The 11,862-nt window shown below is 49.8% G+C and carries 10 protein-coding genes; all 10 read right to left on the reverse strand.

Going from position 1 to position 11,862, the window contains the following annotated elements; genetic code table 11:
* Positions 1-25: 25 nt before the first annotated feature.
* Genes murG through SFW65_00135 form a run of 10 tightly spaced genes read right to left on the reverse strand, consistent with a single transcriptional unit; the run spans position 26 to position 11,477 of the window.
* Positions 26-1,192: an undecaprenyldiphospho-muramoylpentapeptide beta-N-acetylglucosaminyltransferase gene (gene murG / locus SFW65_00090; GenBank protein MDX1921511.1), complete on the reverse strand. Its 1,167-nt coding sequence runs from the start codon at positions 1,190-1,192 to the stop codon at positions 26-28.
* 14 nt (positions 1,193-1,206) lie between these two features.
* Positions 1,207-2,322, reverse strand: a complete 1,116-nt coding sequence (locus tag SFW65_00095) for a putative peptidoglycan glycosyltransferase FtsW (protein ID MDX1921512.1) — start codon at positions 2,320-2,322, stop codon at positions 1,207-1,209.
* Between the two features lie 7 nt (positions 2,323-2,329).
* Positions 2,330-3,703, reverse strand: coding sequence for a UDP-N-acetylmuramoyl-L-alanine--D-glutamate ligase (gene murD, locus SFW65_00100; protein ID MDX1921513.1), 1,374 nt, complete (start codon positions 3,701-3,703; stop codon positions 2,330-2,332).
* 2 nt (positions 3,704-3,705) lie between these two features.
* Positions 3,706-4,794 (reverse strand): phospho-N-acetylmuramoyl-pentapeptide-transferase, encoded by a 1,089-nt coding sequence (gene mraY, locus SFW65_00105; protein MDX1921514.1) that lies wholly within the window; start codon positions 4,792-4,794, stop codon positions 3,706-3,708.
* 3 nt (positions 4,795-4,797) lie between these two features.
* Complete coding sequence (gene murF / locus SFW65_00110) at positions 4,798-6,198, reverse strand: UDP-N-acetylmuramoyl-tripeptide--D-alanyl-D-alanine ligase (GenBank protein ID MDX1921515.1); 1,401 nt, start codon at positions 6,196-6,198, stop codon at positions 4,798-4,800.
* Positions 6,195-7,637 carry a UDP-N-acetylmuramoyl-L-alanyl-D-glutamate--2,6-diaminopimelate ligase gene (locus SFW65_00115; GenBank protein ID MDX1921516.1) on the reverse strand — a complete coding sequence of 481 codons (1,443 nt, stop codon included), beginning with the start codon at positions 7,635-7,637 and terminating at the stop codon, positions 6,195-6,197. Before SFW65_00115 ends, murF begins: the two co-directional genes overlap by 4 nt.
* 12 nt (positions 7,638-7,649) lie before the next feature.
* A complete protein-coding gene (locus tag SFW65_00120; GenBank protein ID MDX1921517.1) occupies positions 7,650-9,425 on the reverse strand; it encodes a penicillin-binding protein 2 in 1,776 nt (591 codons plus the stop codon).
* Positions 9,422-9,997, reverse strand: coding sequence for a hypothetical protein (locus SFW65_00125; protein MDX1921518.1), 576 nt, complete (start codon positions 9,995-9,997; stop codon positions 9,422-9,424). The genes SFW65_00120 and SFW65_00125 overlap by 4 nt, the downstream gene beginning before the upstream one ends.
* Before the next feature lie 2 nt (positions 9,998-9,999).
* Positions 10,000-10,998 (reverse strand): 16S rRNA (cytosine(1402)-N(4))-methyltransferase RsmH, encoded by a 999-nt coding sequence (gene rsmH / locus SFW65_00130; protein ID MDX1921519.1) that lies wholly within the window; start codon positions 10,996-10,998, stop codon positions 10,000-10,002.
* Positions 10,995-11,477 carry a hypothetical protein gene (locus SFW65_00135; GenBank protein MDX1921520.1) on the reverse strand — a complete coding sequence of 161 codons (483 nt, stop codon included), beginning with the start codon at positions 11,475-11,477 and terminating at the stop codon, positions 10,995-10,997. The genes rsmH and SFW65_00135 overlap by 4 nt, the downstream gene beginning before the upstream one ends.
* Between the last annotated feature and the right edge of the window lie 385 nt (positions 11,478-11,862).

Here is an 11,862-nt window from a genome sequence, read left to right on the forward strand (position 1 = left end):
CTAATGGTTCGGCTTAAGCGTAATGTTAGGCTGCAAGGGTCTTTTCTGTTCCGCCCTCATTATAGCCTGCTTTTTGGCCATCATGCGAGAGGCCAATCATCTCGCACGCTAAATCCGCCAATTTGCTGGCTGCATCCACTTTTGCCATATTTTTGGTGGCTGCTGCCGTCTTTATTAACGTGGCGGGCAGGGTAAGCAGTGATTCAAGGCGTACCGCTAAAGCTTCGGGCGTAAACGCAGATTGCGGGATAAGCCAGGCACCGCCCGTTTCGGCGAGCGCTTCGGCATTGGCTTTCTGTTCACCTGTTAAGGCGTGGGGGTATGGAACAAGAATAGCAGGGCGGCCTGCAACCGCGAGCTCCGAAACAGTAGATGCGCCCGAACGACAGATAGCAAGGTGGCAATTCGCTAACCGTTCCGGCACATCGTGAAAGAAGGTGGCAAGTTCTACATGAATACCATTTTCGCCATAGGCTGCGCGAACTTTTTCCAAATCATCCTTGCGGCATTGCTGGTGGATGATAAGACGCTTGCGCAAGGGTTCTGGTAAGCGCATCACGGCTTTTGGAACAACATCACTGAAAATCGTCGCGCCAAGGCTTCCACCCAACACCAGTAATGTAAGTGTACCTGTTTCGGAAACCGCAGGGTAGGGCGCATCATACAGTGCGCGAATGGCAGGGCGTACAGGGTTGCCTGTTAATGCAATCCGGGTTTTGTTGTTTTCAAGCCCCTTTACATTCGGGAATGATGTCGCAATCGTTTGCGCCAAATGGCTTAAAATCTTGTTGGCGCGGCCCACAACCGCATTTTGTTCATGCAGCATAATCGGCACGCCGCAGCGTGATGCTGCAAATACGGTTGGAACAGACGGGTATCCACCAAAGCCGACGACAAGGGATGGCTTGTGTTTGCGAATGGCCATCACGGCCTGAATTGCGCCGATGCTCATTTCCAATACACCGCGTATTTTGCCTAAAAAACTACTTCCTAAGCCCGCTGCATGAATACGCAGCACGGGCACATCCAGCATGTCTGCACTGAACTGGCCTCCGCGCTTATCGGTTACCAGGCATACATTCACATTCCGTTTCAGCAATTCGCGCGCCAATGCTTCGGCAGGAAAAATATGTCCGCCTGTTCCGCCCGCTGCAAGCATCACTAATGGAAAGCTGGAATTGTTGCTATTCATGTTACGTGTTCACTTTAAGTATTCTGGCCGTAATGTTTTCGTGTCAAAGATAAAAGCATACCCGCAGACAGAGATAGTGCAAGAAGCGATGAACCGCCATAGGAAATAAACGGTAAGGTCATTCCTTTTGTGGGTAACAGATGCAGGGATGAACCCATATTGATAACCGCCTGCAATCCGAATTCGGTAAGCAAGCCCGCAACACTAAGGAATATAAAGAAATTATTTTCGTGGCGCAGCCGCCAGAAGCCGCGCAGGATGATAAAGGCAAATAACGCAACGATAATAACGCAGCTAATTAACCCGAATTCTTCGCCCGCTACCGAAAAGATGAAGTCCGCATGGGCATCGGGAATGGTCATTTTGATTTGCCCCTCGCCAGGGCCAACACCAAGCCAACCGCCATTATGAAATGCCTCCAGCGATTTCTGGATTTGGTAATTATCACCAGCATCAGGATTTAAGAAACGGTCCACGCGCGAGGTCACATGCGGGAAAAAGAAATACGCCGCCAGAATTCCCGTCGCGCCAAGCCCGATAAAGCCAAGCATCAGAAAGAATGGCATGCCCGCCAGAAAAAACTGCGTTGCCCACACAATTGAAATCAGGAACGTCATACCCATATCAGGTTGCATCAGCAATCCAGAAGCAACGATGATGTATAAAATGATTGCAAGCACAAAACCTGGGAAGTTTTGCGTTTCAAGGCGGCGCGAAAATAGCCGCGCCGACAAAATAATAAAGCACGGCTTCATAAATTCCGATGGCTGGATAGAAAGCCCCGGCAAATGGATCCAGCGTTTCGCGCCTTTGATTTCAACGCCCCAGAAATGCGTTGCGATGACCAGTGCAAATGCAACCACGCCAACCACTAACGCCACCATGCGGATTTGCGATGGCGATAACAGCGATAAGCCCACCATTAAAACGACACCAAGCAACAACTGGAACAAGTGTCGCTCGACAAAATAATAACTGTCCTGTCCGATGCGCATGGCAACGGGCGGAGATGCCGCCTGAATAAGCAACACGCCAACAATCAAAAGGATGGCGATAGCGCCAAGCGTCAGATGATCTACCGTCCACCACCAGCGGCCTAAAATTGATTGGTCGGAACGTGTAATCGGCATGCGTTACCTATAATGCATTCACAAAGCGTGCGAATTCTTCACCGCGATGTTCGTAATTGTTAAACTGATCATAGGATGCACAAGCAGGGGAGAGGAGTACAACTGCATTTTTATCACCTGATTTGGCGGCCATGGTTGCTGCGTCGCGCACGGCCACTTCCAACGTGCCGCTGATGCTGGCGGGGGCCTTATCCTTCAACCATGCTGCAAAATCTTTGGCCGCATACCCAATTAAAAACGCATGTTTGATGCGCGGCATGTATGCTTCCAATCCACTCAACCCGCCATCTTTGGGTTTGCCGCCCACAATCCAGTAAATCGCATCATAACACCCCAACGCCTTGCTGGTCGCATCGGCGTTGGTGGCCTTGCTGTCATTGATAAAGCGTATGCCATCAATTACGCGGATAAGCTGCTGGCGGTGCGGCAAGCCGGGATAGCTGTGTATAGCCTTGTTAATCGTCCCAATATCAACGCCAATCGCGTTTGTTGCTGCCAAGGCTGCCGCGGCATTCTGCCAATTATGCGCACCGGGCAGGGTCGGGGCTTTGGCAATACCAAACAGCTCATCCCCGTTATTATAGAGGGTAGCGCCAACGCCACTTATGCCGTTTTGCAGGATTTTCTGGCTGCTAATTCTTATAACCCGCCAATTCCCCGCATTTTCAGCTTCATCCGCAACGGCGGCACTGAATTCATCATCAACGCCAATGACCAGAACCTGCTTTTTGCCAGCCCCGTCTTTATTTGCCGGTCGGAGCAGCATCTTTTTGGCAGCAACATATCCCGCAATATCCCCGTGGCGGTCGATATGGTCGGGCGTGATGTTCAGCCAGACTACGACATCGAATGCAGCCGAGGGCGTCAGTTCACATTGAAAGGAAGACATTTCAATAACGTACACGCCGTTCTTATCAAGCGGCTTGAATGACAGAGTTGGAATGCCAAGGTTGCCGCCCACTTCATTGACGCGTTTTGCATTGGTCAAAATATGTGCAATCAGTGCGGTGGTGGTCGATTTGCCGTTGGTGCCCGTAATGCCGATATAGGTTGGTTCAGGCATGGCGCGGAACAGGTATTCCACATCGCCCACAATCTCAACCTTGTGTTGCTTTGCCAACGCTGCAACAGGGTGGGGGGCTGGCAGGGTGTGGGGAATGCCGGGCGATAACACAAGGCTATCAATCTCGGTCCAATTGGCTTTGGTCAAATCGGTGGTAGGGAAGCCCGCATCCTCGGCTTTTTTGCGGCCATCTGCGCTGTCATCGCCTACCAGAATACGCGCGCCGGAATTGCGCAAGGCTTCCAGTGTCGCCATACCTGATTTGCCAAGACCAAATACCGCGATGGTTTTTCCGTTTAATCCCGTAAGTGCGATCATGTTTAACGTAACTTAAGGGTTGCAAGACCAATCAACGCAAAAATAAACGCAATAATCCAGAACCGGATAACGACGGTGGGTTCCGACCATCCGCATTTTTCAAAATGATGGTGCAGTGGCGCCATTTTGAATATGCGTTTGCCGGTTAATTTAAAACTTGCCACCTGCAACATGACCGAAAGTGTTTCAATCACAAATAATCCGCCAACAATCGCCAGCACGATTTCATGCTTGGTGATTACAGCAATACTGCCAATTGCGCCGCCAAGAGCCAGCGAACCTGTGTCGCCCATAAACACTTGCGCAGGCGGTGCATTGAACCACAGGAAACCCAAACATGCGCCAATCAGTGCCCCGCATAGCACCAACATCTCACCGGCGCCGGGGATGTGATGCAGTTGCAGGTATTTGGCAAAATCGATGTTGCCGACAAGATAGGCGATAAGGCCAAAACTGCCCGCCGATAAAATCAACGGCACAGTTACCAAGCCATCCAATCCATCAGTTAAATTGACGGCGTTGGCTGCACCAACAATCACCAGCACAGAAAAGGCAATAAACAGGATTAGACCAAGTTGGATAAGCACTTCCTTAAAGAACGGTACGGCAAGCGTGTTCGCAAGTTCAGGTGTCGCCTGCGCGCTGATAAAATAGGCCGCAATTGCGGCAACTGTTCCTTGAACGGCAAGGCGTACACGCCCTGAAACACCCTTGGTATTACGCTTGGTCAGTTTCAAATAATCGTCCGCAAAGCCAACAAGCCCAAAGCCCAGCGTCACAAACAACGTAATCCATACGTAAGTATTGCTTAAATCTGCCCAAAGCAGTGTGGCAATAAAAAACGGCACCATAATGATAATGCCACCCATTGTCGGCGTGCCTTTTTTGGCGAGATGGGTTTGCGGGCCATCTTCGCGAATGGGCTGGCCTTCGCCCTGTTTGCTTTTCAGCCAGCGGATAAGCTTGGGGCCAAGCCAGAACGCAAGAAGAAGGGTTGTTAAAATCGCACCGCCAGTGCGGAAGGTGATGTAACGGAATAAATTAAAGAAAATAAATTCTTTGCCGAGCGGGCTAAGCAATAGGTGTAACATTTATTATCCAGCTTTTTTGGTTTTTGATACATCAAGGTTCAAAAGCGCATCCACAACTTTTTGCATGCCAACGCTTTTCGAACCTTTCACCGTTATCATATCTCCATCTCGCATCGCGCTTGCAACGATTGGTGCAAGTTCTGCGCTAGTGAAGGTGTAGCCGCCACGAATCGCACTGGGCAGTGCATCAAACAAATGCTTCATGTGCTCGCCGCAACAGAAAACCTGCGAAATTCCCGCATCGCTAATCGGTTTGGCAAGTCCAAGATGTGCGTCTTTGGAATGCTCGCCCAGCTCGCGCATATCGCCCAGTACTAATATACGTCTGCCTTTCGGCTGTTTATTGGCCAATACCTTTATTGCCATTTCGACCGCAACGGGGCTGGCATTATAGCTTTCATCAATCAAGGTAATGCTGCCGCTTGGAATGGTAATCTGCTGCGGTGTGCCACGCCCCTGTGCCAGCACAAGCGTGCTTAAGGATTGCGCGGCTTTGGCAACATCCGCGCCTGCTAATCCCGCAGCCAATAACACAGCCAATGAATTGGTAACCCAATGCATGCCCGGCGCGCCAATCGTGTAATTTATTCTCTTGCCGAACAAGGTTGCGGTTACATCGCTGGTGTCACTTTTTAAAACGCAATTTTCCAATCGCGCTTCCATGCCGTTTTTACCGAACGTCGCGATGGCGTTAATACCGTCACTCATCGCGCGTTGTTTTAAAAATTCGATGTATTCATTATCGGCGTTCAGAACCGCATGGCCATTACGCGATAATCCTTCAAAAATTTCGGCTTTTGCCCCGGCAATTTCATCCAATGAATTGAAATTACCAATATGCACCGGTGCGATTGTGGTAATTACCGCAACGTCTGGGCGTACCTGCTGCGACAGCGGGCCAAGTTCACCCGCATGGTTCATGCCCAGTTCAAAGATGCCATAGTGTGAATTTTGCGGCATGCGTGACAGGCTTAAGGGAACTCCCCAATGGTTGTTAAAGCTTCCCTCATTTGCGTAAGAAGATGCCTGTGCAGTTAAAATCTGTCGTAACGCTTCCTTGCATCCCGTTTTCCCAACCGATCCTGTGACGGCAATAATTTTTGCGGTTGAGCGCGTGCGGCCTGCTTGTCCCAAATCATGCAGCGCGCGGAATACATCTTCAACGATCACGCATTTGTCGGCAGGCACACCCGTTGGAATGGAGCTCACAATTGCGCCACTTGCACCATTGGCCAATGCGCTTGCAACGAAATCATGCCCATCAAAATTCGGTCCTTGCAGTGCAATAAACAAATCGCCTGCTTTTATACTGCGGCTATCAATCGATACAGCATCCACGTTCCATGTGCCGCTGCACTGGCCTTTAGTGACTCTGGCGATATCATTGCTATTCCATAAACTCATGCCGCTTTCCCGTTCATTATATTTTTGGCAACTGCTACATCATCAAAGGGCAGGGTCTGCGTGCCAATAATCTGGCCTTGTTCATGGCCTTTACCAGCTATAACCACGACATCACCTGCATTCATCATGTTTAATGCGCCCGCAATTGCATCGGCGCGATTGCCGATTTCGGTTGCACCAATCGCGCCTTCCAATACCGCTTTTCTAATGCTTGCTGCATCTTCATTGCGCGGATTATCATCAGTCACAATCACCACATCGGCAAATGTTTTGGCAATGCCACCCATAATCGGACGCTTGCCAGCATCGCGGTTACCGCCACATCCAAAAACACAAATCAGGCGATTTTGTGTATGTGGGCGCAATGCTTGTAATACCTGTTCCAGCGCATCGGGCTTATGGGCGTAATCTACATAGACTGCACCGCCCTTATGTGCGCCAACCCATTCCATGCGTCCACGCACGGGCTGTAATTTGGGCAGGCATTCAATCACCTTTGCCGGATGTTCACCACTGGCAATCGCTAGCGAAAGCGCGCAGAGCACATTCGCGGTCTGAAATGCACCAACCAGATTAATATGCGTGGAGAATTTTTTACCCGCGACGTTTAATTCCAAATCCTGACCATGCGCATTGAAATTACGTTTTACTAATTGCACATCACTTGCCGCGCTGCCGTATGTCATCAATTTAATGCCGCGTTGTTTTACCGCTGCGGCAACTTCTGCGCTTTCTGCCATATCCGCATTCACTACTGCCGTGCCATTCGTTGGCAGTAATTCTTTAAATAAACGCAACTTGGCGTTTAGATAATTTTCCATGGTTTTATGGTAATCTAGGTGATCGCGCGACAGGTTCGTGAATGCGGCATATCCCACATTCACGCCGTCTAATCGGTACTGTTCCAATCCATGGCTTGATGCTTCCATAGCAAGATGTGTAATGCGCTTGTCCAAGGCCAGCATCGCCAAATCCTGATGCAAGCTGATGCTATCGGGCGTGGTCAGCGAGCCATAACGCTCAATCCCATCACCAATAATTCCCAATGTCCCAACACTCGCACTTTTGTGGCCCAGCATCTGCCATAGCTGGCGCGTGAATTGTACGGTCGATGTCTTGCCGCTGGTTCCCGTGACTGCTGCAATGGTTTTTGGTTGTACGCGATAAAACTTTGCGGCAATTTTTGCCAAAGCGAGGCGTGGCTCATCATGCGTCACTGCGGTGACTGTTTTTGGCAATAGGCTTCCGGTTTGCGCGAGCACGGCGGTTGCGCCCGCACTAACCGCGCTATCAATAAAATCGCGGCCATCAACCTTATCACCTTTTAGTGCGGCAAATAAAAAATGAGGTGAAATGGTTTTTGAATTCTGGCTGATGCCAGTGATATCTTTATCTTCGCCGCTTATGGCGCAGCCAATTGCCAATTCAGAGATCTTCATAATCGACTAAACCTATTCGCCCTTAACCGCAACCGGCAGGCGTAACTTCTCGGTGATGCTATAGTCATTATCATCCACCGGGCTAATCCCTAGCAAGGGTGCAATTTGCGAAATAACGCGCCCAACGGTTGGCGCCGCTACCCAGCCCCCCGTGGCAAAGCCATAACTTTCCTTGGTTCCCTTGGGCTCATCAATCATAATAAAGACAACATATTTGGGGTCATTCATCGGGAAGGCGGCAAGAAAGGATGAAAGCCGCGCATCTTTCTTATACCCCTTGCCTGATTGCTTGTCGGCGGTACCGGTTTTTCCGCCAACCACATAGCCCGGCACATTGGCAGATTTACCTGTACCTGCCGTTACCACTACGCGGTACAGCTGGCGCATCTGGTCAGATGCTGTTGTGGAAATCACCCGCGTTTGTGGCAATGGAATGGCGGGATCGCGCTTAATCAGCGTGGGGGTTACCACCGTGCCGCCGTTTAGAACACTCGCGGCTGCGCTGGCAAGTTGCACGGCGTTCACCGAAATACCATGGCCATAGGAGACCGTCATCATGCTGATTTCCTGCCAGTTCGCGGGAATCATGGGTTTGCCAACTTCAGGAATTTCCAAAGGCGTTTGTTTAAGAAGGCCAAGCTTACCCAGAAATTCGCGCTGTGCGTTGATGCCAATTTTCTCGACAATCTGCACCGCGCCAATATTGGATGAATGCAGGAAAATTTCCGGCACGTTGAGCCAACGATGCATGGGATGAAAGTCATTAATCTTGAAACGGCCAATTGAAATCGGGTGGGTGCAATCAAAGCTACTGGAAATGCTGATGGCGCCGCGGTCTAACGCTTGTGCCAGCGTAAAGGTCTTGAAGGTTGAACCCATTTCATAAATGCCAAGGCTTGCGCGGTTAAAACGCTGGTTGTCATTGGCGTTGCCTACATCATTCGGGTCAAAATCGGGCAACGACACCATGGAGAGAATTTCGCCATTATGCGCATCCATAATCACGCCTGCGCCACCAATCGCGTTAAAGGTTTTAATGCCTTCCGCCAACGCATCGCGCAAGATGCTTTGCAGGCGTATATCCAGCGCGAGTTGCAGCGACTGGTTTTTCTTTGTCAAAAACCCATCAAATGTTTTTTCAAGGCCTGCAATCCCCACATGATCAATGCTGTTATAGCCAATAATGTGCGCGGTGAGCGCGCCCTTGGGATATAAGCGTTTTTCTTCGGGTTCAAATGAAAGCCCGGGGATGCCCAGTGCATTCACCGCATCCTGCTGCTTGGGCGACAAATTTCGCTTGATCCAGATGAAGCGTTTTTTGCTGTTCAGCTCTTTTAAAATATCCGTGCCATTCAGATCAGGAAAAACCGTTTTAAGTTTTTTAATCATATCATTGGCATCAATCACAAGGGCAGGGTCAGCAGCGAGCGATGCCATTTGCAGGGAGGTTGCCAGCAATTCGCCGTTGCGGTCTACAATATCGCCTCGGGTCAGCATGGCGGTTTCGGGCGCGGGGGGAGCGTTTTTCAATTCCGTATCGGTATTGAAAATCATTACGTCGAACAGCCCGTACACGATATAGAGATATAAAAGAAGAAAAAACGCGCCAATAATAACAAGACGGCCGCGCGCTTTTTCAAGAGCGGGCAGCGCAGCGGCTAAGCTGCGACCATGCGGTGTTGTGGTCCAGCCACTATGCGCAGGGTATTGAGGGTAGGGGGGCGCAGCGCGATGAGATGATTGTGGCTTTGAATTAAAAAAGCCAAACAGACTCCCAAAAAAACTCATGGTGCCAAGCGGCTCTTATTCTGTGCTTCGCTAGAAAAACCGAATGCGCTTACAACTTTTTGCGACCATGTCACTGCAGAAGGAAGTTTTGCATCATCCTGAGTATGCAGCGCAGCTAAAGCATGATCATCATACACGATGGGTTTGGCCAACATGCGCGGTGCAATCGCTGCTTCAGCGGGCTGAATGTGCAAACCATTGCTTGCCACAGTGGTCGTGGCGGCGCGGTATGCAACCTTGCTTGTCACTTGGCGTTCGCTTAACACCTGCGCGGGGATGGCAGCTTTCTTGGCAACCAGATAACGCTGTGCGCGGCTTGATAATTTTTGGGGCTGGTTCAAATACGCCCATTCGGCGCGCAACACGCGAAGGCTGTCTTTTTCAGCGGCAATTTGTGCCTTAATCGCGCTCAATTCATTTTCTTTTTCACGAACGCTGGAGCTTGTGCCATACAGCATCGCGCTGACAGGGATCATGATGCACATCCATAACAGCACCACCTTCAAGCAGCTGCTGCGCCCAGCACTTTTACCAAGTGAATTTCTGGCAATGGCGTCGCGTAAAACATACATAATCATTCTCCTTTTGTGTCAGAGCGTTCAGAGTCTTCACAAATGATTCCAGTTTGTGATTCCGTATGGGTGCTTTCGGTAATTTTTTCAGCAACACGCAACCGCGCGGAAGCCGCACGGGGATTGCGTGAAATCTCTTCTTCAGTTGGCCCGACAGGTTTTGCAGTTAAGACTCGCAAGCCCGGTTTCGACTCGTTCACCGGCATCGGCAAGTGACGCGATACGTTGAATTTACCAGCGCTGCGTTCACGCATAAAATTCTTCACAATGCGGTCTTCAATCGAATGGAATGAAACCACCACCAGCAATCCGCCTTTTTTCAAAATCTTTTCAGCGGCGGTTAATCCGTTGCTCAGCTCGTCCAATTCCTGATTTACATAGATGCGCAAAGCCTGGAAGCTGCGCGTTGCGGGGTCTAGCCCATCCTTGGCAAAAGGTACAACCGCGCGGATGATGGTGGCCAATTGGCCCGTACGGGTAATCGGCTTTTCCATGCGCGCATCTACAATCGCTTTTGCTACCCGGCGCGCAAAGCGTTCTTCGCCAAAATTAAAAACAATGTCAGCCAGTTCTTTTTCAGGAAGGGTGTTCACAGCGTCCGCAGCGGTTTGGCCGTCCTGACCCATGCGCATATCCAGCGGCCCATCATGGCGGAACGAAAAGCCGCGCTCCGCATCATCAAACTGCGGTGATGAAACGCCAATATCCAGAACCACACCGTCCACTTCGCCAACCCCTTTGTCGGCAAGCAACGTATCCATATCGCCAAATCGACCATGCACCATCTGCAAACGGCCATCAAAATCCTTCTGCAACGCTTCGCCTGCCGCAATTGCCGTTGCATCTCTATCAATGCCGTAAACACGGGTGTTTTCGGTATCCAGTATCGCTTTGCTATATCCGCCACGGCCAAAGGTTCCGTCCACATAAACGCCATTTGCTTTTGGCTTCAGCCATTGCAGAACTTCCTTCAGCATCACGGGGATATGACTAAAGCTCATCCTTCGCCCCCGCTTAAGGCCGATGCATCGGCAATAATTTTGGAAAGCGAAATATTGTGTGAACGCACTGCATCGCGTGCCTTATTTTCAAATACCTTGAATTTCTTCGGGTTCCAGATTTGAAAGGTACGCCGTCTGCCAACAAATGCTGCTTCATCATCAATGCCAACGGCTTCCATAAAATGTTCGGGGATAATGATGCGGCCATCGGCATCAATGGCGCATTGAACCGAACCGCCGAAAATCGTCGTTTCAATCAGCTCATACATCTCTGGGGTCAGGGAAAGACGTTCCAGCGATTGAGAAAGAATATCGAGATGTTTGAGAGAGCACGCATCCAGCGCATCCACCTGCAAGGAACGGAAAATCACAATCCCGTGATGAACATCGTCCCCTAATGCAGCGCGAAATGTCGAAGGCACAGAAACGCGGCCTTTTTTATCGACTTTGTTGATGCTGGTGGAAAGGAATAGGGACATATCTAAGGATGCGCGTGTTTAAACTATGCTTAATTTTTATGCAGTAAAAACGAATAACTCTGTGGATAAGTTGGATCGTTTCTGGGTCCTTATGGTATAACATGGAATTTTATGGGTTATCAACAGCTAATTTGGACTTTTAACCAAATAAATAACTGATTCTAAAGGGTTTTATGTTCTTTATTTGTTCTTTATGGTGACAAAATCCAGCATTTCGAGTGGTTTTCACACTCGACAATAAATAACAAAATATGGGGCTAATTAAGTGGTTGCGCGTGCTCCTGCACTGACACCGCTTTTGGTGACACCCAACTTATACCATTTAGTTGGACGCCAACAGGTGCTTTCGAGACCATGCTTGATGCAATCCAGACGATGGTTATAG

The organism is Alphaproteobacteria bacterium (assembly GCA_033762625.1).
Lineage (GTDB): Bacteria > Pseudomonadota > Alphaproteobacteria > UBA9219 > RGZA01 > RGZA01.

Bases quoted from the DNA above. Each gene is read 5' to 3' on its own strand.
- murG (MDX1921511.1), bottom strand. From the start codon at position 1,192: ATGAATAGCAACAATTCCAGCTTTCCATTAGTGATGCTTGCAGCGGGC.
- SFW65_00095 (MDX1921512.1), bottom strand. From the start codon at position 2,322: ATGCCGATTACACGTTCCGACCAATCAATTTTAGGCCGCTGGTGGTGG.
- murD (MDX1921513.1), bottom strand. From the start codon at position 3,703: ATGATCGCACTTACGGGATTAAACGGAAAAACCATCGCGGTATTTGGT.
- mraY (MDX1921514.1), bottom strand. From the start codon at position 4,794: ATGTTACACCTATTGCTTAGCCCGCTCGGCAAAGAATTTATTTTCTTT.
- murF (MDX1921515.1), bottom strand. From the start codon at position 6,198: ATGAGTTTATGGAATAGCAATGATATCGCCAGAGTCACTAAAGGCCAG.
- SFW65_00115 (MDX1921516.1), bottom strand. From the start codon at position 7,637: ATGAAGATCTCTGAATTGGCAATTGGCTGCGCCATAAGCGGCGAAGAT.
- SFW65_00120 (MDX1921517.1), bottom strand. From the start codon at position 9,425: ATGAGTTTTTTTGGGAGTCTGTTTGGCTTTTTTAATTCAAAGCCACAA.
- SFW65_00125 (MDX1921518.1), bottom strand. From the start codon at position 9,997: ATGTATGTTTTACGCGACGCCATTGCCAGAAATTCACTTGGTAAAAGT.
- rsmH (MDX1921519.1), bottom strand. From the start codon at position 10,998: ATGAGCTTTAGTCATATCCCCGTGATGCTGAAGGAAGTTCTGCAATGG.
- SFW65_00135 (MDX1921520.1), bottom strand. From the start codon at position 11,477: ATGTCCCTATTCCTTTCCACCAGCATCAACAAAGTCGATAAAAAAGGC.